This window comes from Halochromatium sp. NSM3, from assembly GCF_059621085.1.
The window spans coordinates 65,031-85,292 of sequence record NZ_JCAQIA010000012.1 but is presented as its reverse complement, the minus strand read 5'-3'; the positions used below and the strand labels follow the sequence as shown (position 1 = coordinate 85,292).

At 62.8% G+C, this 20,262-nt stretch carries 19 protein-coding genes and 1 pseudogene; 3 read left to right on the top strand and 17 right to left on the bottom strand.

From position 1 onward, the window contains the following. Window positions 1–275: 275 nt before the first annotated feature. On the bottom strand, window positions 276–1,355 hold the full coding sequence (locus AC54T3_RS07355; RefSeq protein ID WP_496623621.1) for a sensor domain-containing diguanylate cyclase: 1,080 nt from the start codon (window positions 1,353–1,355) through the stop codon (window positions 276–278). Next, on the bottom strand, window positions 1,334–2,149 hold the full coding sequence (locus AC54T3_RS07350; RefSeq protein WP_496623619.1) for a substrate-binding domain-containing protein: 816 nt from the start codon (window positions 2,147–2,149) through the stop codon (window positions 1,334–1,336). The genes AC54T3_RS07355 and AC54T3_RS07350 overlap by 22 nt, the downstream gene beginning before the upstream one ends. Window positions 2,150–2,653: 504 nt before the next feature. On the opposite strand from AC54T3_RS07350, the pseudogene AC54T3_RS07345 reads away from it, so the two are divergent. Together AC54T3_RS07345 and ilvD are read left to right on the top strand one after the other, a co-directional pair. After that, a pseudogene (locus tag AC54T3_RS07345) lies at window positions 2,654–3,024 on the top strand (DUF4417 domain-containing protein); the annotation flags it as partial. Window positions 3,025–3,171: 147 nt separating this feature from the next. Further along, on the top strand, window positions 3,172–4,854 hold the full coding sequence (gene ilvD, locus AC54T3_RS07340) for a dihydroxy-acid dehydratase (protein ID WP_496623631.1): 1,683 nt from the start codon (window positions 3,172–3,174) through the stop codon (window positions 4,852–4,854). 130 nt (window positions 4,855–4,984) lie between these two features. Here ilvD and AC54T3_RS07335 read toward each other — a convergent pair whose 3' ends face one another. The 15 genes from AC54T3_RS07335 to dsrA all read right to left on the bottom strand — a co-directional run bounded on the left by AC54T3_RS07335 (window position 4,985) and on the right by dsrA (window position 19,445). Then, entirely contained in the window at window positions 4,985–6,211 is a 1,227-nt protein-coding gene (locus tag AC54T3_RS07335; protein WP_496623618.1) for a sulfur reduction protein DsrS, read from the bottom strand. A 22-nt stretch (window positions 6,212–6,233) separates the two neighbouring features. After that, window positions 6,234–6,548, bottom strand: coding sequence for a HesB/IscA family protein (locus tag AC54T3_RS07330; RefSeq protein ID WP_496623616.1), 315 nt, complete (start codon window positions 6,546–6,548; stop codon window positions 6,234–6,236). A 101-nt stretch (window positions 6,549–6,649) separates the two neighbouring features. Further along, window positions 6,650–8,086 (bottom strand): cobyrinic acid a,c-diamide synthase CobB, encoded by a 1,437-nt coding sequence (locus AC54T3_RS07325; protein WP_496623615.1) that lies wholly within the window; start codon window positions 8,084–8,086, stop codon window positions 6,650–6,652. A 138-nt stretch (window positions 8,087–8,224) separates the two neighbouring features. Further along, window positions 8,225–9,457 carry an NrfD/PsrC family molybdoenzyme membrane anchor subunit gene (gene nrfD, locus AC54T3_RS07320; protein ID WP_496623614.1) on the bottom strand — a complete coding sequence of 411 codons (1,233 nt, stop codon included), beginning with the start codon at window positions 9,455–9,457 and terminating at the stop codon, window positions 8,225–8,227. A 44-nt stretch (window positions 9,458–9,501) separates the two neighbouring features. Next, on the bottom strand, window positions 9,502–10,281 hold the full coding sequence (gene dsrO, locus AC54T3_RS07315) for a sulfate reduction electron transfer complex DsrMKJOP subunit DsrO (RefSeq protein ID WP_496623612.1): 780 nt from the start codon (window positions 10,279–10,281) through the stop codon (window positions 9,502–9,504). A gap of 30 nt (window positions 10,282–10,311) precedes the next feature. Beyond that, window positions 10,312–10,767 (bottom strand): sulfur reduction protein DsrJ, encoded by a 456-nt coding sequence (locus tag AC54T3_RS07310; RefSeq protein WP_496623610.1) that lies wholly within the window; start codon window positions 10,765–10,767, stop codon window positions 10,312–10,314. 40 nt (window positions 10,768–10,807) lie between these two features. Beyond that, the gene (locus tag AC54T3_RS07305; RefSeq protein ID WP_496623608.1) at window positions 10,808–12,769 is read right to left on the bottom strand and encodes an NAD(P)-binding protein; all 1,962 of its coding nucleotides are present in this window, start codon (window positions 12,767–12,769) and stop codon (window positions 10,808–10,810) included. A 137-nt stretch (window positions 12,770–12,906) separates the two neighbouring features. Next, on the bottom strand, window positions 12,907–14,439 hold the full coding sequence (dsrK, locus tag AC54T3_RS07300) for a sulfate reduction electron transfer complex DsrMKJOP subunit DsrK (protein WP_496623606.1): 1,533 nt from the start codon (window positions 14,437–14,439) through the stop codon (window positions 12,907–12,909). A 64-nt stretch (window positions 14,440–14,503) separates the two neighbouring features. Then, window positions 14,504–15,235 (bottom strand): respiratory nitrate reductase subunit gamma, encoded by a 732-nt coding sequence (locus AC54T3_RS07295; RefSeq protein ID WP_496623604.1) that lies wholly within the window; start codon window positions 15,233–15,235, stop codon window positions 14,504–14,506. Window positions 15,236–15,419: 184 nt separating this feature from the next. After that, entirely contained in the window at window positions 15,420–15,752 is a 333-nt protein-coding gene (locus AC54T3_RS07290) for a TusE/DsrC/DsvC family sulfur relay protein (RefSeq protein ID WP_323682251.1), read from the bottom strand. Window positions 15,753–15,785: 33 nt separating this feature from the next. Further along, window positions 15,786–16,094 (bottom strand): sulfurtransferase complex subunit TusB, encoded by a 309-nt coding sequence (gene tusB / locus AC54T3_RS07285; protein ID WP_496623602.1) that lies wholly within the window; start codon window positions 16,092–16,094, stop codon window positions 15,786–15,788. Between the two features lie 26 nt (window positions 16,095–16,120). Further along, window positions 16,121–16,531: a sulfurtransferase complex subunit TusC gene (gene tusC / locus AC54T3_RS07280; RefSeq protein WP_496623600.1), complete on the bottom strand. Its 411-nt coding sequence runs from the start codon at window positions 16,529–16,531 to the stop codon at window positions 16,121–16,123. A 36-nt stretch (window positions 16,532–16,567) separates the two neighbouring features. Then, entirely contained in the window at window positions 16,568–16,960 is a 393-nt protein-coding gene (gene tusD, locus AC54T3_RS07275) for a sulfurtransferase complex subunit TusD (protein WP_496623598.1), read from the bottom strand. Window positions 16,961–16,995: 35 nt separating this feature from the next. Further along, window positions 16,996–18,069 (bottom strand): dissimilatory-type sulfite reductase subunit beta, encoded by a 1,074-nt coding sequence (dsrB, locus tag AC54T3_RS07270; protein ID WP_496623596.1) that lies wholly within the window; start codon window positions 18,067–18,069, stop codon window positions 16,996–16,998. Between the two features lie 119 nt (window positions 18,070–18,188). Further along, window positions 18,189–19,445 (bottom strand): dissimilatory-type sulfite reductase subunit alpha, encoded by a 1,257-nt coding sequence (dsrA, locus tag AC54T3_RS07265; RefSeq protein WP_496623594.1) that lies wholly within the window; start codon window positions 19,443–19,445, stop codon window positions 18,189–18,191. A 525-nt stretch (window positions 19,446–19,970) separates the two neighbouring features. Between dsrA and AC54T3_RS07260 the strand changes: the two genes are divergently transcribed. Beyond that, window positions 19,971–20,162, top strand: coding sequence for a sulfur relay protein DsrC (locus tag AC54T3_RS07260; protein WP_496623592.1), 192 nt, complete (start codon window positions 19,971–19,973; stop codon window positions 20,160–20,162). Window positions 20,163–20,262 lie beyond the last annotated feature (100 nt).

The window sequence follows — 20,262 nt, the reverse complement described above, 5'->3', positions numbered from 1 at the left end:
CTCCCACAGGGGACTTTCACCCCATCAGTTCATGCCCAGGCCGGGCGTACACGAGTTGCTCCGGCCGAAGCCGTTTTCGCTCTCGCTTAACCGGCTCGCCTGAGCATGGCGTTAGCCCTTCCATAATTGAATAGTAGTAGGAGTCGAAATGGACCCAAAGTCAGTAAACGCGGTTTCGGCAGTTGGAAGCCTCATGTCTGGCTTGGCTATCCTCGCGAGTATATACGTTGCGTACAAGGTCCATCAAAATCAGAAACTCCTTGCACAACGACAACTCATCGACGACCGCCTCGATCATCGGCCCGTTCGACTCGGTTTCGCCCCGCGCCTTTGGCCCGATACAGCGCCCGATCCGCCCGATCAACAGCCGAATACAGGCTATCCGTGCGCTCACAGCGGCTGACGCCAATGCTGATTGTGACCGACTCAGGAATCCCGACGGTTGCGGTTTCGGTCGCGCTTCGCAGTTTTTCGCCGAGCTGCACAGCCAGGTCTTCGGACGTATGGGGGGCAATGACCACGAACTCTTCACCGCCCCAGCGCACCAGCGTATCACTGGCGCGCAGCTGCCCACGCACGATGGCGGTTAGGCTCCGCAGGACCTGGTCACCGCGTTCATGGCCATAGTCATCATTGATGTGTTTGAAGTGATCGATGTCGAACAGCAGGACCGACAGCGGCAGCCCATGCCTCGAGGCACGCGCGCGCTCGCGTTCGTAGACGCGCTCTGCGGCCTTGCGATTCAGTAGCTCGGTGAGCCCATCATGCTCGGCCATGAAGCTGATGCGCTGCTGGGCTTCGCGCCAACCGCGCATCGGGAACCAACAGAAGAGGCCGACGGTGACCAAACCCATCAGGCTGGCCACGACGCCGACCATGGCGGTACGCGCGAGCAGGGGGCGCAGGTCTATGCAGAGTTCGAGTTTGCCAACGCTGACCCCAGCGTCGAGCAGCGCGCTGCGCTGCCGCAGACAGCGGTTGCCGCAACCGGCGCCAACGGCGACGATCAAACGCTCGTCGCTTCCGTAGACGCGCTCTTCCAACGTCCTGCCCAGCGCTGGGCGTTGGCGTCCGAGCAGGCCCTCGATGCGCAAGACTTCGTATTCCCAGAACGCAGGATTACGCAGGATGACAAGCTCGTTGAGCTGCTGTGCCCGGACGTTGCACAGGAGGTCCAGATACCCCCTGTAGTAGCGCAGCTCGCGGTCGTAGCTCATCCAGGTCACGGTGCCGACCATCAGGAGCATCAGCACAATGAAGCCGAGACGAACCGCCTGTAACATGTCCTCGGCGTGATTCCAGGCCGAGGCATCGCCCCGCACCCGTTCGTTGCTCATGGCGACAGCGGCAGGCATCCTGCCGCCGTCAAGATGCCGGTACCCATCGGTGAGCGAACGAAGTCGATCAAGGCCTGCGCCTTGCCTGCAGACGCTGGTCCGGTGACCATGGCAAGGGTCATCGCCAACGGGTAACGGCCGGTCGCCAACCCGGCTGGCGTTGGCGCCACGCCCTCGAACGTCAACACCCGCAGCGCACGTTCGCTGACCACGACCTCGGCCAGCGGTGCATAGCTGAACGCACCCGGCGTCTGCTCGATCGCCTTCAGGTTCTCCTGCGTGGTGAGTGTCACGAGCAGATCGGTGCGATAACCCGCGGCGGCCAAGGCGTCGGCCAGCGGCTCACTCCAGGCCGCGAGCACCTGGGTTTCCGCATCGCGCCATGGGCGAAGCACCGGTCGAGCGCGCGCGCCATCGGGCCAGTGGGTCTGCGTGCTGCGGTAGAAAGCGATCAGCGCGTCGGCGCTCAGTCCGCTTGCCGTGACATCCTGATTGGCGACAAAAGCCAGCGGTGTGCGGGCAAAGACCGCCACATGCAAACCCTCGCGCTCTTGCGGTGTCAGCGTGCGCGAGACCAGGGCGATATCGATCCGCCTATCGGCCAGTGCCCTCAGGCCGCCGCCCGTGCCGAGGCTTGTTAATACCTCCACCGTCTGCGCGGTGTCGGTGTCCTGGTAGGCCTCGGCGAGTTTTTGCACCACACCAAGCGCGCTCCCAGTGCCTCCGATCACCAGCGTCTCGGCCGCGTGCAGCGGCATCGCGCCTAGCCATAGAGCCAGCGCCCCCAGAACAAAGCCTGCTTTCGCATCCATGACCGCCCCCGTTACAACGTCCCGTTATGACCGCTCCCGTTACAACGTCCCGTTAACATCCCATCTGGCAAGAAAACGAATCTGAGCCACCCCACTTCCTTACTGAGTGTAGTGAATGATCCTGCTTTTTGAAAGATTCGCCGATGCAGACTGCCTTCGCGGCACGTTCTCCCTCTCGCCCGGTTCTGTTCTGCAGCCAGGCGCGCGCTCACCGGCTCAATGCTGCTCAACCCCTGACTTCGCCTATACTGTCGTTGCCTACAGTTCCCCGGAGATCGCACCATGTTCAACCCTGATCGACACCCCACCGACGGCTGCGGCAACGACGGCAAGTCCAAAGGCGGATAACGAGCGCGGATGACCCGCAGCTCCGCCAACTGGTCGGTCAGACCCGGCGGCTACGACGCGCTGCACTGCGGGCGTGCCCTCTGGCCGAGCGAGGAGAGCGCCTACGGCATCCCCTCCCTGCAGCCCTAAACCTTCGACCTCCCGCCTGACCTCCGCCTGCTGCCCTACCGCTCCCGCCTCGATCGGCTCGACCGAGACCGCGACATCTGCCACTTCTACCTCGACGACTACCGCTTCGAGTCCACCTGGACCCGCCTCGACATCGGCGCCCGGCATGTCGCCGGCTACTTCGCCGCCCTGCCCCCCGATTTCAGCCTCTACCCGACTGGCCGATCGCCGCCCAGCTCTGGAACACCGACCGTTCGCGCTGGCTCGGGCGCTACTGGCAGGAGGGCGGCCTGCGCGTGATCCCGACCGTCAACTGGAGCGATGCGCGCGCGTTCGCGTTCTGCTTCGACGGCATCCCCACCGGCCAGATCCTCAGCATCGGCACCGCCGACTGTCGCCGCGCCCACGTCGAACGCCGCTTCAGCGCTGGCCTGGACACGATGCTCGAACGCCTACAGCCGCGCGCGCTCCTAAGGATTCGACGCAAATATCATTGGAAGCCGCGCCCGGCTCGGGCTAAATTGATGGGTTGGTTTCCATCGACGACAGCGACTCCCTTACCCGTTATGACCCAACAGCTCAACCGCTACAGCGCCCGCGTCACCCAGCCCAAGTCCCAGGGCGCATCTCAGGCCATGCTGCATGCCACCGGACTCTCCGAGGACGATCTCGGTAAGCCGATGATCGGTATCGCCGGCGTCTATCTGGAAGGCAACCCCTGCAACATGCACATCAACGACCTGGCCGCTCAGGTCAAGGCCGGCACCGATGCCGCCGGGCTGGTCGGTATGCGCTTCAACACCATCGGCGTCAGCGACGGTATCTCGATGGGCACCGAGGGCATGAGCTACTCCTTGCAGTCGCGCGACCTGATCGCCGACTCGATGGAAACCGTCGTCGGTGCGCAGTGGTACGACGGCCTGATCGCGCTGCCCGGCTGTGACAAGAACATGCCCGGCTCGATCATCGCCATGGCGCGCCTGAACCGCCCCGGCATCATGGTCTACGGTGGCACCATCCGCGCCGGCCATGGCAAGTCCGGGCAGCCGCTCGATATCGTCTCGGCGTTCCAGAGCTACGGCCAGTTCATCAGTGGCAACATCGGCGAGGACGAGCGCGAGGACATCGTCCGTCACGCCTGCCCCGGCCCCGGCGCCTGCGGCGGCATGTATACCGCCAACACCATGGCCTCGGCGATCGAGGCGCTCGGCATGGCACTGCCCTACAGCGCCTCGTTGCCGGCCACCGACCCCGGCAAGCTCGACGAGTGCCGCCGCGCCGGCGAGGCCATGCGCCATCTACTGGCCGAGGACATCAAGCCGAGCGACATCATGACCCGCGCCGCCTTCGATAACGCCCTGGCGATGGTGATGGCGCTCGGCGGCTCGACCAACGCCGTGCTGCACCTGATCGCGATGTCGCGCGCGGTCGGCGTCAATCTGACCCTCGACGACGTGCAGGCCGCGAGCGATCGCACCCCATTCCTGGCCGACCTCAAGCCGAGCGGCAAATACGTGATGGAAGATCTGCACCAGGTCGGCGGCACGCCGGCGGTGATGAAATACCTGCTGGAACAGGGCCTGATGACCGGCGACTGCCTCACCTGCACCGGCAAGACCCTGGCCGAGAACATCGCCGAGCTGCCCGGCTTGAGCGACGGTCAGCAGATCCTCATGCCGGTCGAGCAGGCGATCAAGGAGACCGCCCATATTCAAATCCTGCGCGGCAATCTGGCTCCAGACGGCGCCGTAGCCAAGATCACCGGCAAGGAAGGGCTGCGCTTCGAGGGTACCGCGCGGGTCTTTGACGCCGAGGAGAACATGCTGCACGCGCTCGAGGAGGGCAAGATCCAGAAGGGCGATGTCGTCGTGATCCGCTACGAAGGCCCCAAGGGCGGCCCCGGCATGCCGGAGATGCTGACCCCCACCAGCGCCATCATGGGCGCCGGCTTGGGCAAGGATGTCGCGCTGCTCACCGACGGGCGTTTCTCCGGCGGCTCGCATGGCTTCATCATCGGCCACGTCTGTCCCGAGGCCCAGGAAGGCGGCCCGATCGCGTTGCTACAAGACGGCGATAAGGTCACCATCGACGCCAGTGAACGCCTGCTGGCCATGGACGTCACCGACGCCGAACTCGAGCGCCGCCGCGCCGCCTGGACCATGCCGCCGTACAAGGCCAGCCGCGGCACGCTCTACAAGTACATCAAGACCGTCAAGCCGGCCTCAGAGGGCTGCGTGACCGACGAGTAGCGTGGACGCCAAGGTATGGACGAGCGGCGTCGATGACCGATCCTCGCGGAGCCGGACCGACTCGAGCAGTGGCGCCTCGTCGTGACCGCTGATCCGATGACCCAGACCGCGCGAAAAGCCCCGTCCTGTTTCAGGACGGGGATGAAGAGCCAAGCAGGCGCGCGATCCGTGCCTGCAGCGGCTCGGTCACCGGCATGAGCTTGCGCCGCATCAGGCTGCCGAGGGTGGTGGGGTCGGGCAGCAGCGGCCGGATCAGCCCATAGCCCGTGCCCGAGAGCACGCGCATGGCGGCGAGATCGGGCGCCGCCTCCGGCAGCCGGTCGAGAATGCGCCGCACGTGGGGCGATAAAGCATCGGATGCCGGACCCGAGACAGGGTCGCCAACGATGGGATCGTCCATGATGAAATCGCCCGATACAGCCTCTGGCGCGGTCGACGCTCTATCGAGCCCGGCAAAGGCCTGGCCATCGGCGAGTAAGGCGTCGATGGTCAGATTGGGGTCGCCCTCGGGGCGCAGCACCGAGAAGTAACCGTGCAACAGATCGAAGCTGGCACTGACGATGTCCTGGTTCGGTGGCTTCGCGAGCACCGCCGAGAGTGTCTTCAGAAAACCTTGGCCTCCAGCACTGGTGACGCGCACCAGGAGACCGGCAATCGCATTGCCCGCCCGCAGTTCGTCGGCGAGCGCGGTGGCCATCGCCTCGGCATCGGTGCGCGCTTCGGGCTGATCCGGCAGATCATCGGGCCGCGCGCGCAGGAAGCCGATCAGGTAGGCCGGCTTGCGCGCCGATTTGCGCCACAGATCGGTGATCCGCTCGTCACTCAACAGACCCGGCTGTAGCACCAGCCGGACCGATTCCATCATCGTCTCGTGCTCGGTCTCAAACGGCAGGTACTCGACCAGATAGTCGGCCAGCATCGGCCCCATATCGCTGGCGGCGATAGTCGGGTTGGCGAGCATGCGCCGCGCGTTCTCGGCGTCTTCCATCGCCCACCAGGCACGCCGCGCGAGTTCGGGCGTCAGGCCTGGCGAGCCGACCGCAGCGACCACCGCCTCGGATTCACCAAGCATCAACAACTGTTCCAGGCTCTGATCGCGTATCTGCCCCATGCGCGTCCAGCGCCGCAGATAGACCGGATAGCCACCCGGCGATCCCAGGATGTGCCCCGAGATCAACTCCTTGACCGCGCGCACATAGGCCTCCGCCGCACCACCGCTGGGATTCAGGACCACCTTGGCCTCGCCGCGCGGCGACAGCCCGTAGACGATCAGGCGCGACTCATCGATGCGAATCGCCTGCGGTTGATTCGCCAGCAGCACGTTGAGCCGTAGTTTGTCCTCGCTCGAGAGTTCCATGGATCAGTCGCCAGACCTGTATTCAGGGATCGGCCGGTGGTTGATAACTCGGGTCCTTCGGGTTCAGGAAGATGAAGTGTGGCTGGCCAGATTCGATCTCGACGAAATCCATCACGGTTTCGTCGAGCAGCGGTACGTCCTCGGGGGTCATCACGATGTCCACGCCTTCGCTCTGGAAGCGAATATCCTCTTCCGTCGGGGCATCGAATCCCATGCGATAGTCGATGCTGCCATCGGCCTGTTGGCTCGCCGCGAGCCGCAGCGACAGGCCTTCGGTGCCCCCTGCTTTCGCTGCCTTCAAGACCTGCTCAGCGGCCGCTGTCGTCAATTTGAACATAAGCCCTCTTCCTATCTCGTTACCTCGGTCGCGCCCCTGATGCGAACGCTAGCCCCCGCGCTGTGCGGCGCCTTCGGTTTCGGCCGCAGCGGTGGTGACCGCTACTGCAGCGACCTGATCCGCTTGATGAAACGCCCGGTCCAGTTCACCGCGCCGACAGCGCGTAAGTGCGCATAGCTCGCCAGGAGATTCTGGTGAATGATACCGTCATGGCGCCCATCGATGCCGGTGCCGCGCAGGACATCGAAGGCATAACGCCAATCGGGGCATGCCTCGACGATGGCGGAATGATGAAATTCATGGGCGCAAATGTCCGCCGCATCGGCGGACGCGCGCGGCCAAGGAAAGGCGTCAGTTTCACGCAAACGCACATAGCCCCGTCCTTGAGGGCGGTCATGCATGGCCACATCGGCACCGAGTACGCCGCACATCGCCCGCGACTGGTCGCCCCAGTGTAGGCGCTCGCAGAGATACATCAGGCCGCCGCATTCGGCGTAGGTAACGCCCCCGTCGGCAATGAAGGCGGCAATCGATGCGCGCATCGATCGATTCGCTTCGAGTTCGGCCATGCGCGACTCTGGAAAGCCGCCCCCAAGGATCAGGCCATCGACAGCGGGCAGACTCGCATCGACGAGGGGACTGAACGGCACGAGTTCCGCTCCGGCTCGCTCCAGGCTCGCGAGGTCATCGGGATAATAGAAGCCAAAGACCTCATCCTGGGCTATGCCGATACGCACCGGCGTCTCGCCGGAGGGCATGCGTTCAAGCTGGCTCGACGGCGCCAGCGGCGTCGACGAGGCACCCCCGGCCGGCGCTGGCGCGCGCGCGGCGATCCCCAGCACCCGGTCGACATCGACCGTCTCCACCACCGCGCGGTGAATCGCCTCGATCGTCGCCTCCACCGCCATCGCTTCATTGCTCGGGATCAGCCCAAGGTGCCGCTCCTCGATCGCCAGCTCAGCCGAGCGCGGCACCGCCCCGAGGACCGGAAGATCGGTGTAATGCTCGATCACTCGCCGCAGATTGGCCTCATGGCGCGATCCCCCAACCTTGTTCAGGATCACGCCGCCGATCCACAGGTCCGGATCAAACGCCTGATAGCCGAGCAAGAGAGGCGCGATCCCCCGCCCCATCCCCTGGGCATTGATCACCAGCACCAAGGGCGCGCCGAGTAGCTTGGCCAGCTCGGCATTAGAGCCCGCGCCGTTGACGTGGATGCTATCGAAAAGGCCGACGTTGCCCTCGATCAGGCCCAATGTCGAACCCGTTGTCAAGCCCTGTGTCGAACCCGATGTCGAGGTTTGCAGCAGGCGCGCGAAATCGTCGCAGATCTCCTCGACCGGCATGGTGTGGTAGTCGAGATTGTGACAAGCACGCCCACCCGCTGCGCGCGCCAGCCACAGCGGGTCGATGTAGTCGGGACCTTTCTTGAACGGCTGCACGGTCTGACCGCGCCGATGGAACGCGCGGATCAGTCCAATGCTCAGCGTGGTCTTCCCGGAAGACTTTTGCGACGCCGAGAGATAGAGATGCGCCATAGGTTTGTCATCCGACCCAGCCGTCGATTCGTCATGGCGCCGCGCGGTTCATGCCTGGATGCCCGCGTTGGGACGCGAGCCGCGCTTAGGCTGTTGGGGCCGCCGTATGGGGCTGCTGCCGTAATGGGGCTGCGGGGCCTAGGCTGCCGGGCGCGCGCTCGCGTGCGGATCGATATCACGGTCGGAGAGTGACTCGGGCAGGAATTGCAGCACCCGCACGCCGACAGCGGTGATCAAGAGCGCGATACCGACGCCGCCGATGCCAAGTAGGAATTCGGGCAGGCTGGGCGAATAGGGAGCAACCCGGCCGCCGACATCGCCCGGCGCACCGAATTGGATGACGTTGTACCCAGGGAACATCTCCTGTGGATAGGCTTGGCTGCCGACGATGATCACATACATGGCGGCAAATCCACCGACGATGACGAGGGCACAGGCCGCCGTGATCCAGTCGCGCCGTTGATTGAGTTCGGGATGGTAGATGATCCCGAGCGGCAGCAAGCCCCCGATCAAGATCCAGCCGACCCAGAACATGGCGCTGTAGAGACCGCCACTAATCAGGATGAAGGCTTCGATATCGCTATGCTTGGCACCGTAGAGCTTAGTCAGGTGATAGACCAACGTGAAGTACAGGATCGCGGCGACGAAGAGCGCGAGCAGATTGCGCAAGCGCTTGAGCATTGCCGGACCGATCGGTCGGCCATCGGCATCAAAGGTATAGAACAGCACCAGCATGTAGACCGCCAGCCCATAGGCGAACGACATGACGACAAACATCGGCGCCAGAATCGCGGCATCGTAGGCCTCGCGTCCGACCAGAAAGCCAAAGATCGAGCCCGTACCAGTCGTCAGCGCCAGGCGCCAGAGAAAGGCGAAGGTGCCGACCGGCTTCTGCAGATGATTGCCCTTGCGCTCGGCCATGGTCCAGAGATAGCCGATCGCGATCGCCGCGAAGCCGGAATAGAGGAAGATATTCCAGGCGAAGATCGAGCTGAAATTGTACGTCGTCATCGCCACCAACAGCCGATCGGGCCGCCCGAGATCGAGTACCAAGACGAGCAGGCCGCCGACCAGCAGCGCCACCGCCAACAGCCCCGACAGTCGCCCAAGCGGTTTATACGCCTTTTTCTCGAAGACGGTGCCGATCGAGGCCACGTTCAACGCCCCGGAGGCCGAGATGATCAAGAAGACGGCGAACACATGCGGCATGCCCCAGACCACGGAGTTGGTCATCCCGGTCACCCAGTGACCATGGTGCTCCATGTAGAGCGCCGACAATCCGCCGACCGCCACCACGGAGGCGAGGATCGCGAGCAACCCCCAGTAGCGCCGAGGCTGAACCAGCCATTCCCGATAGACGATTCTTTTCATGCTGACTTCTCTAGCGTGGTGCGGTGGGCGCCAACGATGACTGATCAGATTCCAGCGTAGCGCACACCGGTATTCAGCCCCAGATCCTGCCGGATTTGCCGCGTCGGCATCTTGGCCAGCGCCTGACGTAGCGGCCCGGACGGATCCTTCAGATCACCGAAGATGAGGGCTTGATGCCCTTCGGCGGAGCATGCATCGGCGCAGGCCGTCGAGCGATCACCGGCGTCGAGCCGATGGACGCAGAGCGTACAGCTCTCGACGCAACCCTTACCGCGCGGTGCACGGGTAAGCTTTTGATCGACCTGCTCGTGAATGAATGAGCGCGCCTTGTACGGGCAGGCCATCATGCAGTAACGACAGCCGATACAGATGTGGCGATCGACCAACACGATGCCATCCGCGCGCTTGAACGAGGCGCCGGTCGGGCAGACATCCACGCAAGGCGGATTCTCGCAATGCTGGCACATGAGCGGCAGGTTGGTCGCATGCCCGGTCAGATTGTCCTGCAGCTTGACCTTCCGTATCCAGACCGCACGCTGGTTCTGCCACTTGAGCTTGTCCTCGCCGAGCGGCTTGGACTGCAGGTTCAGGCCGTTTTCGGTATCGCAGGCGTCGACACAGGCGGTGCAGCCATTGGCACACTTGCTGGTGTCCACGAGGAGACCCCAGCGGTGCACATCCGTCACTCGCTCGGTGCGCGTCGCGGCGTTGGCCACGGGGGTGTGAAGAAACACGCCAGGTGCAACCGCAGCCGCAGTCACACCGGCGGCAGCGCCGAGGAAGTCTCGGCGGCCTTGATTCATCGATTCGGTTTCGTGATTCATCGTAACGATTGCCTCGCCTCGCTAACTGCCTTATCGCTCGGCGGTCGTTGGCCCGATTTTAGCGGTCCCGGTCAGGTGCGCATGCGCTGCGGCAACCTCGTGGTTCCAAGCTTCACCCTGGGGAACGGTTGCATGGCAGTCGAAGCAGTTGATCTGGACCGCCGCATAGTCGTGGCAGCTTCGGCAGAATTGCCCGTTCGCATCGATCTCGACCGGTGAGCCGGCGTCGTCATAGCCAACGTGGCATGAGACACAGCCGGAAATACCATGATCGCTGCCACGGATACCGCCGTAGACGGTCTGGTCGCGTTGATGACGGATCAGCTCGAAGTGGTTGCGCCGCATGTATTCGGTCGGCTCAACGCAATTCGCGAGCGATGCCGCCTTTGAACTCGGCAACACAAAATCCCCGACCTCCTCGGCTTGGGCGACCGCCCCCATCCCAAGGGCGGCGACCAGTGGCGCGAGGAGGACGCCTTTCGTCATGACCGTTGCCATCGACGCCCCCTGCATGGTTGCGGATTGTTTATTCACCGAGGCCCATCTTGATGTAGCCGGTCGGGCAAACATCGGCGCAAATGTGGCAGCCGATGCACTTGTCGTAATCGGTGTCGACATAGCGGCCCGTCGTGCTCTCGGTTTTGTTGACGCGGAACACGGCATCCTGCGGGCAGTAGATCACGCAGTTGTCGCACTCGAAGCACATGCCGCAGCTCATGCAGCGCTTGGCCTCGTTGACCGCATCCTCATCGCTGTAGCCGATGACACGCTCCTTGAAGTGGCCAAGCACCTCATCGGCACTGGGCACCTCTTCCTTACGCAGGATGCGCGGCTCGTACTTGAAGTGACCGAGGAAGAGTTCGTCATGCGGGATGACCTCGGCCCCCGAGCGGTCCTCGTAGTTGTGGATGGCATACTTCGCCTGCGAGGTGCCGCGCAGATCGCCGCTGGCCTCGACCTTGAACGGCTCCGGAGCGAGCTTCGCCTCGTTGAGCTTGGCGAGCAGATCGAAGTGATGCACATCGACCTTGGGGCGGCGCTTATGCTCGGCCTTGTTGACGTACTCATCGATCGACTCGACCGCGATCCAGGCCTGGCCGATGGCGGTGGTGAGCAGATGCGGACGAATGATGTCGCCCGCGACGAAGTGCCCCGGTTTATCGGGCACCTGATAGAACTTATCGCTGTTCATCAGGCCACGCCCGTTATCCAGATCTTCGAGCCCGGTCAGCTCACCGCCCTGCCCGATCGCGGCGACGATCAGATCCGCCTCGAGCACGCGCTCGGTGCCTTCCACCGGCGTTGGCCGGCCGTCCTTCATCTCGCAATCGGCGACCTTCAGCCCGACCGCACGGCCGTTGTCGTCCTTGATGACCTCGACCGGCATCACGCCGTCGAGCACGGTCACGCCTTCGTGCAATGCGTCGTGGACCTCATGCTCGGAGGCGGTCATTTTATCGCGCGTGAACAGCGAGGTGAGCGTGACTTCCGCACCCTCGGCGGCGGCTGTCATCGCCGTATCATGGGCGACGTAGCCGTCGTGGATCACGCTCTCGGGCAGGTCACGCTTGTTGGATGTGGTGATGTGGCCGAGACGCCGCGCCACCGAGACGACGTCGATCGAGGTATCGCCACCGCCAACGCAGACCACTTTGTCAGTGGTGACCTTCATGCGACCCTCGTTGAAGGCCTTCAGGAAGGCGACACCGGAGACGCAGTTCGGGGTGCCTTCCCAGCCCGGCACCGGCAGGCCGCGGCCAGACTGACAGCCGATCGCCCAGAGGATGGCGTCATAGTCCTGCTCGAGCTGCTCGACGCTGATGTCGACGCCGACCTTGGTGCCCATCTTGAGTTCGATCTGGCCCATGTCGAGGATGCGGTTGATCTCGGCATCGAGCGCATCGCGCGGCACGCGATAGCCGGGGATGCCGTAGCGGAACATGCCGCCGAGTTCGCTGTTGGCCTCGAAGATGGTCGCCGCGTGGCCCTTGCGACGCAGCTGATAGGCTGCGGCCAAACCGGCCGGACCACCACCGATGATGGCGACGCGCTTGCCGGTGTCGACCGGTGCCGACTCGAATTTATAGCCATTCGCCGTCGCGTTATCGCCGATGAATTGCTCGACCGCATTGATGCCGACGAAGTCCTCGACCTCGTTGCGGTTACAGCCGTCCTGACAGGGGGCCGGGCACACGCGGCCCATCATCGACGGGAACGGATTCGCATCCGTGGAGCGACGGAAGGCATATTCCTGCCAAGTCATGCCCTCGGGCGGCTGCTCGAGGCCGCGCACGATCTGCAGCCAACCGCGGATGTCTTCACCGGATGGGCAGCTCCCCTGACAGGGCGGCGTCTTGTGCACATAGGTGGGACATTTGTGAGACGTATCCTGAACGAAGATCTGTTCGGTGAGGTTGTCCCACACATTGTCGCCATCCTCGAAGCGGCGCCAGGAAAGGGTTGTCATTTCGTCAGTGGAAGTTGCCATCGATAACGCTCCTAAGAAGAGTCGAGGTCGAGCTGAGGCCCTTGATCGGCCACCGGCGCTGGCTGCGCTTAGCGCACCCGAAGCTCGTCGTCGCTACAGTCGCTCATGGTCGGGCGGATGCGAGATGCCGCATCCGCTCAGGCAGCCTCATCGGCAGCCTCGTCTTCGTCGTCGGTCTCCTCGCCAGTCAACACCAATGCATTCGAGACCAGCTGATGGACGCTCACGATCTGATCCAGGTCCATCCCGTAATAAGGCAGGACCTTGGTAAATTGGCTCTTGCAGATGGCGCAGATCGCGGCCATGTGCGTCACGCCCTTTTCTTGCATGACGTTATTCAGGGCCTCGACACGCGGTTGCGCCCCCTTGACCCGGATCTCCATGAGATCGTCGGTGAGCAGGCCACCACCGCCGCCGCAGCAGAAGGTGCGATCACGGATGGTTTCCTCGTCCATGTCATAGAAGTTATTGCAGGTCGCGCGGATGATCGCGCGCGGGATATCGAACTGACCGCCGGGCCGGTCACCCATGCGTGAGGCACGCGCCACGTTGCAGGAATCGTGATAGGTCAGCACCATGTCATCGTTGCGGCTCTTATCCAGATTCAGCTTGCCTTCCTGAATCAGGCCATGGGTGTACTCGCAGATGTGCTGCGGGATCGGGTAGCGCTGATCGAGGAAATCCCAGGGGCCGGCGAGCGTATTCAAAAAGCTATAGGCCACGCGCCAGGCATGACCACATTCACCGAAGACGATGCGCTTGACCTTGAGCTTGATCGCGGCCTCGCGGATACGCAGCGCGACCCGGCGCATGTTCTCGTAGGAGCCGATGAACATGCCGAAGTTGGCGGCCTCCGAGGCGTAACTGCTCAGCGTCCAGCTGGCACCGGCCTCGTGGAACACCTTGCCGTAGCCGATCAATCCATCGACGTGTGGCTCGGCGAAGAAATCGGCCGACGGCGTGACCAGTAGGATATCGGCGCCTTCCTGATCGAGGGGGTACTTGACCTCGACACCAGTCTCGTCGAAGACATCTTCTTCCAAGCCTTCGAGCGTATCCGCCAACGCCGGCCCCGGCAGGCCCAGGTTGTTACCGATCTTGTAGACCTTGCCGATGATCTCGTTGCAGTACTTCTGGCCAACGCCGATATGGTCCATGATCTCGCGCGCGGCCATGGAGATCTCGGCGGTGTCGATACCATAGGGGCAGAACACCGAGCAACGTCGACACTGAGAGCACTGATGGAAATAGCTGTACCAATCACCGAGCACGTCCTCGGTGAGTTCCTCGGCGCCGACCAGCTTCGGGAATAGGCGACCAGCGAGCGTGAAGTGGCGGCGATAGACCTTGCGCATCAGATCCTGGCGCGCCACCGGCATGTTCTTCGGGTCGTGGGTACCAAGGTAATAATGGCACTTGTCGGTACAGGAGCCACATTTGACGCAGGAATCGAGATAGACACGCAGCGAGCGATAGCGCCCGAGCAGGTCGCCCATCTTGTCGATCGCCTTCGTCTGCCAGTCATCGACCAGCTCGCCCGGGAAGCCGAGTTCGGCCTGGAACTGCGGCTTCGATTTGAACGGGCTCGAATGCGCCATGACGCCCGGCTCGATCTCCGGGATCTCGGGGTACTGCTTGAGTACGGGGACTTGGAAGTCGGCCTTCGCCATGATTCAACCTCGTGTCAGAACGTCGCCAACCAGGATCACAGAACGCAGTGAGCGGCGGCGCCGCTCAGTCCTGCTCCATGCGCCGCGCCCAAGGCGCGATGTGGCGCTGTTCGCGGGGATTGTCGACCTGGTTGCGTGAGGGGCTGAAGAAGAGTCCCGGCGCATGCAGGAGCTTGCTGTATGGAAAGATGATCATCAGCAGCGCAACCAGTAAGAGATGCATCAGCAGGACCGGATCGGCTGGCAGCGTCTGCACCTGGCCGACATAGAGCCCCTGGAAGAATTGCTTCACGCGCATCACATCGGTATGCACCACGAAGCGCATCAGCAGGCCCGAGAAGCCGATGGCAATCAGCAGCACCAGGATCAAATGATCGGAGAGCGCGGTGATATAGCGCACCCGATCAACAAAGAATCGGCGAACCCACAGCCCGGCGAGACCAATCACCATGGCGATCCCACCATAGATACCGAAGGGCTGGATCATTTGGATCGGCACGGGCACCGGATCGAGGAAATAGCGCAGATGGCGCAGGGTGACCAGGAAGAGGCCGAAGTGAAACATCCAGCCAAAGATCCAGGTCCATTTGCTGCCACGGAACAGGCTCTCGAAGAACACCACCTCGCGCGTCATACGAAGGGCCACGCCCGTCTTCGTTGTTGGCGCTGGGGTGGTCGGGATCTTCAGCGGGGCAGGCGTGCGCGCATATTGGATGACCTTATTGGCCAACCCAGCAACCAGCACGAAGACCGCGAAGTAAAACAGACCGGCGTAAACATCCGACAGAAACGACATGTTTCCGCTACCTCAGTGGCGTTGGCCCAATGGCGATCTACTCTGATCGAACGCACCGAGTGGCACGCGATCGTTTGAGCGTTTTTGAGTCGACAGCGTCTCAGCCGCCGCCGACGAGGCGCTCGGGCTCGCTGGAAGCCCGAGACAGCCGGCCAGCCTAGGGCTGGCCCGGTCGAGCGGCCTGTTAGACGCAGCCGGTCGGCTTCGGCAGACCCGCGTAGCGGCACGCCTGCTTGGCGGGGCCGTAGGGGAACAGGCCATACAGATACTTGCTGTTGCCCTTGTCCTTGCCGAACTTCTTGCCGACGGCCTTGGTCAGCACGCGCACCGCAGGAGCGATCTGATACTCCTCGTAGTATTCGCGCAGGTAGTTGATGATGTCCCAATGCTCGTCGGTCAGCTCAAGGTCATCTTCCTTCGACATGACCGTGGCGACGCCGGGCTCCCAGTCGTTGATGTTGGCCAGGTAGCCTTCTTCGTCGGTCTCGAACGTCTTACCATCTACTTCGATTGGCATCGATACTCTCCTAAGCAGGGAAAAGGGAAAAAATTACAACCAGGCCTGGACCTTGTCGTGCTCCGCAGCAAGATCCACGAAGCCGGCATAGTCCACGACGCTGATTCCAGGGATGACGCGCTCCTCGGACAGGCCGCGAGCCTGAAGGTCGGGGCCGAGGGCGTAGACCTTGACGTTGTCGAGGGCGCCCTTGACCTGCCCTTCGACGCTGGTTCGCGTCAGTGCCGCGTAAACGCCGTCCTCGATCAGCAGGACGGCGGCGCCGGCACTCACATGCTCAAGGCAGGCGGCCAACGACGTCTTCTCGAACGGCGACTTATTGACGGTGTGCAATGTGCTCATCGTGTTCCTCGGATGTTCGCTCGATCTCAGAAGCTGAAGACGACGTCGGCGCCGTCCATGATAGCCGCCATCTCGGCGCGGGTAACGAGGTGGATCGAGTCTTTCTCGGCCCAATCCTCATCCTCGTCTTCCCAGGTCAGGTGCTGGAGATCGTCCAGCGAGAGACCTCGCTCCTCGAGCGACTCCTTCTCGACGAAGACCTTCTTGACCTCGTAGTCACCGAGCGCCGCGTAGGTCGGCGAGAAATTCTTCATGCCGACTGCCGAGGTGTTCTGATTCTTGGTGAGCTGGAAGACGCCGTCATCGACGAACGCTAGGCTGACATCCTGATCGAACGCAGCCCCGATCAGCACCACCTCGAGCGATTCCCAGGCGTAAATCGTGCCGTAGGGCGCCTTGCGGTTCAGATAGAGAAAGTTCTTGATGGTTTCAGACATGGTGCATTCCCCTGGTTTCTGCTTCCGGATCGCTGATCAGTCGCCGAAGACGACGAGTCGGTCGGACTGGATCGCCGCCTCGACCAGCTGGCCGAGACCGGAGATGCGAAACCGAGGATGGATGTTCGTGGCATCCTTGCCGTTGCGTTGCGCCTCCCCCTCGTCGACCACGCCGCGCCGCTGAGCAGCGGCGACGCAGACGACCATATCGAGATCATGTTGTTCGGCAAGCTCGGCCCAGCGCTCGACGACGTTGCGATCATCCTGCGGCGGCTTGGCTAGCCGCGTCGAGTTGTTGACGCCATCGTGGTAGAAGAAGACCCGAAAGATCTCGTGTCCCTTCTCAAGCGCTGCCTTGGCGAAGAAATACGCCGAATCGGCAGCCTGGTGCTGGTAGGGTCCTTCATTGACCTGGATTGCGAACTTCATTGCGACCTCGCTGGTGTGGGCTCCAAATCCGCGACTTAGAAGCGGATGTAGGAAGAGGCGTTGAAGCTGGCACGGGAGCCGCGCCAGGTATCGATGTGGTACTTGGTGAACGGCAGCTCGACTTCCTCGAAGAAGCGCGGCCAGCCGATGCGCTCGATCCACTCGTTGACACGCTCCCAATCCCGCGCGCCTTCCTTGTAGGCCTTGAGGATGCGCTTGACGATTGCGGTCGCCTCGGGCCAGCGCGGTGGGTTGTTCGGGATACCGGCGGCGACCAGCTTCTGGAAGGTCGGCTTACCGCGGGCGTTGGAGTGGTTACCGCCGACCCAGATTGCCAGCTTCGAGTGCTCGGCGTCGTTGATCTGCATCGGCGGACACGGCGGATAGCAGGCGCCGCAGCAGATGCACTTACGCTCGTCGACCTCGAGCGAAGGCTTGCCGTTGACCATGGCCGGACGGATGGCGGCGACCGGGCAGCGGGCAACGACGCTCGGGCGCTCGCAGACATTGGCCACCAGGTCGTGGTTGATCCTCGGCGGTTTGGTGTGCTGGATGTTGATGGCGATGTCACCTTGACCGCCGCAGTTGATCTGGCAGCAGGAGGTGGTGAGGTGGACGCGGTTGGGCATGTTGGCGTTGCGGAACTCGTCGATGAGTTCGTCCATCATCGACTTGACCACGCCGGAGGCGTCGGTGCCGGGGATGTCGCAGTGCAGCCAGCCCTGGGTGTGCGAGATCATGGCCACCGAGTTCTGGGTACCGCCCACGATGAAACCGGCCTCTTCCAGCGCCTGGATCAGCGGCGCCACGCGCGACTCCTCGGTCACCATGTACTCGATGTTCGAGCGCAGCGTGAAGTGGACATAGCCATCGGCGAACTCGTCACCGATGTCGCAGAGCTTACGCAGCGTGAAGACATCGAGGATACGCTGGGTGCCCGCGCGCACGGTCCAGATCTCGTCGCCGCTGTAGGCGACGTGGCGCAACACGCCCGGACGGGGATGCTCGTGATACTTCCACTGGCCGAAGTTCTTGCGCATCGTTGGATGCAGGTACTGCCACGGGTCGGGGCAACCAGACTCGATGGGCTCGCGCATGTCTTTAGCCATCGGCAACTCTCCAGTAAATCAGTAAACAGTTAGGTGCTGATCGAAGTCGGCGAAGCCGGCACCGGCAGGCGCTTGCAGCGCTCTCTGCCGGTGTCCACAGCCGATCTGGGACGACCCTTTTAGCCGGCGGCCTTCTCGGCCTGGCGCTCGAACCACTGCTCTGCGGCCTCGTCCCAGCCGTCCATGCGGACGTAGGAGCTTTGGCGCGGATGGCTCAGCATGTTCGGGTCAGGCTCGATGCCGATGCCGTCGAGGAAGTTGGCCAGCCCGATGCGCTCGATCATCTCACCGCAGCGCTCGTGCTCAAGACCATTCTCGGCCCAGAAGTCGATGATGTTCTCCGCCATCTCGACCATTTCCTCGTAATCTTCGGCGGTGTCGAGCTTGCGGAAGGGCACGATGACGGTGCCCATCAGGTCGCCGATCTTGAGCGTGCGCTTGCCGCCGATGAGGATGGTCACGCCCTTGTCGTCGCCGGGATGCAGCGCCTTCGGCATCACGTTCAGACAGTGCATGCAGCGCACGCAGTCGCGGTTATTCACCACCAGGCTATCGTCGTCGTTCAGCGACAGCGCTTGCGTTGGACAGCGGGTGATGACGTTATCGATGATGTACTGGCGGCCCTTGGCCTGAACGTAGGCCTTGACCTCGTCCTGGTCGACCTTCATGTCATCGCGCCAGGTGCCGAGCACGGCGAAGTCCGAGCGCTCGATGGCGTTCTGGCAGTCGTTCGCGCAGCCCGAGACCTTGAACTTGAACTTATAGGGCAGTGCTGGGCGATGGACATCGTCGACGAAGTTGTTGACCAACGCGCGGTGCGCCTTCAGCTCATTGGTGCAAGACATCTCGCAGCGCGCCGCGCCGACACAGGACATCGCGGTGCGCACGCAGGGGCCAGCGCCGCCGAGGTCCCAGCCGTATTCGTTGATCTCATCGAAGAAATGCTGCGTGGCATTGGTGTCGGCACCGATGAACATGATGTTGCCGGTCTGGCCGTGGAAGGTCACCAGGCCCGAGCCATGCTTCTCCCAGCTGTCGGCGAGCTGGCGCAGCATCGCGGTGCTGTAGTGGTTACCCGCCGGCGGTTGTACGCGCAGGGTGTGGAATTCTCTGGATTTCGGGAAGGCCTTACCGACCTCGGAGAAGCGCGGAATGATGCCGCCGCCATAGCCATAGACCGAGACGGTACCGCCCTTCCAGTAACCCTTACGGGTCTCGTAGGAGTGCTCGAGCTGACCGAGCAGGTCGTTCGTCAGCGCATTGATGCGCTCGTCGCCGTGCTCGTCGCGAAGACGCTTGATGCCCGAGATGAAGCTCGGCCAGGGACCGTCCTCAAGTTGGTCGAGCATCGGAGTTTGGTGCTTGTCGAGGGCCATGTCGCTATCTCTCCTATCGAGAAACGTCGTGGTAAGACACAGATCGCATTCGGATTCTTTCGCGGCGCCGCGTGCCACGGAGCTGCACTATACGGGGCGACAGGCCCAGCCGGAAACCGCACCTTAGGGAGAGAGGGTCAACCCTCTCATATCTCCTTGGGGATAGTTGACAGCCACACTTTTTCTCTTTTTCGATCAGCAACCTAGTACAGGGTCTTGGCGCCGATCATGGGGCTCAGAGCATAAGCCTCCGCCCCTCCTATGTCAACATATCCTAATATTCCAATAACTTATTCAGGCTGCCTGAATCACCCCGCCACGCCCCCGCACCTCCCGCATCCCCCAGGCCCCGCCGCACAGTGTCCCACCTCCGCGCGCCAGCCCATCGATGTGATGCCGAGTTGTTTTTATGCCGTTGCGGCTTTACCTGCTCGAGACGACAGTGACCCGCACAGCAACCAGCACAGCCGTGCGCTTGACGCCGGATCAATCGGCGTACTTCCAGCCAGAAGAGGTTCAGACCGCATGCTCAAGCTCAGCGATATCCTCGTCTCCAACAAAGAGATCGAGCGCTTCGAGGACCTGATCCCCGCGATTCAGGAGGTTGCGCGGCACGGCGAACGCTTCTTCCGCATCGACGTCAAGCCACCGTTTTCCGACACGCCGGACGACTGGGAAGATCGACTTGAGGCTGCATTCAGCGGTCTTGTGCGTTGAGCGTCAATGCGCGTCCGATCCGGTTGCACGGTGGTCGCGGAATCAGGCAGACATTCATACAAGAGGACAGCGCCGTGGCTGACGCGGCGACGAGAGCAGT

Bases quoted from the DNA above. Each gene is read 5' to 3' on its own strand.
- AC54T3_RS07355 (WP_496623621.1), bottom strand. From the start codon at position 1,355: ATGCCTGCCGCTGTCGCCATGAGCAACGAACGGGTGCGGGGCGATGCC.
- AC54T3_RS07350 (WP_496623619.1), bottom strand. From the start codon at position 2,149: ATGGATGCGAAAGCAGGCTTTGTTCTGGGGGCGCTGGCTCTATGGCTA.
- ilvD (WP_496623631.1), top strand. From the start codon at position 3,172: ATGACCCAACAGCTCAACCGCTACAGCGCCCGCGTCACCCAGCCCAAG.
- AC54T3_RS07335 (WP_496623618.1), bottom strand. From the start codon at position 6,211: ATGGAACTCTCGAGCGAGGACAAACTACGGCTCAACGTGCTGCTGGCG.
- AC54T3_RS07330 (WP_496623616.1), bottom strand. From the start codon at position 6,548: ATGTTCAAATTGACGACAGCGGCCGCTGAGCAGGTCTTGAAGGCAGCG.
- AC54T3_RS07325 (WP_496623615.1), bottom strand. From the start codon at position 8,086: ATGGCGCATCTCTATCTCTCGGCGTCGCAAAAGTCTTCCGGGAAGACC.
- nrfD (WP_496623614.1), bottom strand. From the start codon at position 9,457: ATGAAAAGAATCGTCTATCGGGAATGGCTGGTTCAGCCTCGGCGCTAC.
- dsrO (WP_496623612.1), bottom strand. From the start codon at position 10,281: ATGAATCACGAAACCGAATCGATGAATCAAGGCCGCCGAGACTTCCTC.
- AC54T3_RS07310 (WP_496623610.1), bottom strand. From the start codon at position 10,767: ATGACGAAAGGCGTCCTCCTCGCGCCACTGGTCGCCGCCCTTGGGATG.
- AC54T3_RS07305 (WP_496623608.1), bottom strand. From the start codon at position 12,769: ATGGCAACTTCCACTGACGAAATGACAACCCTTTCCTGGCGCCGCTTC.
- dsrK (WP_496623606.1), bottom strand. From the start codon at position 14,439: ATGGCGAAGGCCGACTTCCAAGTCCCCGTACTCAAGCAGTACCCCGAG.
- AC54T3_RS07295 (WP_496623604.1), bottom strand. From the start codon at position 15,235: ATGTCGTTTCTGTCGGATGTTTACGCCGGTCTGTTTTACTTCGCGGTC.
- AC54T3_RS07290 (WP_323682251.1), bottom strand. From the start codon at position 15,752: ATGCCAATCGAAGTAGATGGTAAGACGTTCGAGACCGACGAAGAAGGC.
- tusB (WP_496623602.1), bottom strand. From the start codon at position 16,094: ATGAGCACATTGCACACCGTCAATAAGTCGCCGTTCGAGAAGACGTCG.
- tusC (WP_496623600.1), bottom strand. From the start codon at position 16,531: ATGTCTGAAACCATCAAGAACTTTCTCTATCTGAACCGCAAGGCGCCC.
- tusD (WP_496623598.1), bottom strand. From the start codon at position 16,960: ATGAAGTTCGCAATCCAGGTCAATGAAGGACCCTACCAGCACCAGGCT.
- dsrB (WP_496623596.1), bottom strand. From the start codon at position 18,069: ATGGCTAAAGACATGCGCGAGCCCATCGAGTCTGGTTGCCCCGACCCG.
- dsrA (WP_496623594.1), bottom strand. From the start codon at position 19,445: ATGGCCCTCGACAAGCACCAAACTCCGATGCTCGACCAACTTGAGGAC.
- AC54T3_RS07260 (WP_496623592.1), top strand. From the start codon at position 19,971: ATGCTCAAGCTCAGCGATATCCTCGTCTCCAACAAAGAGATCGAGCGC.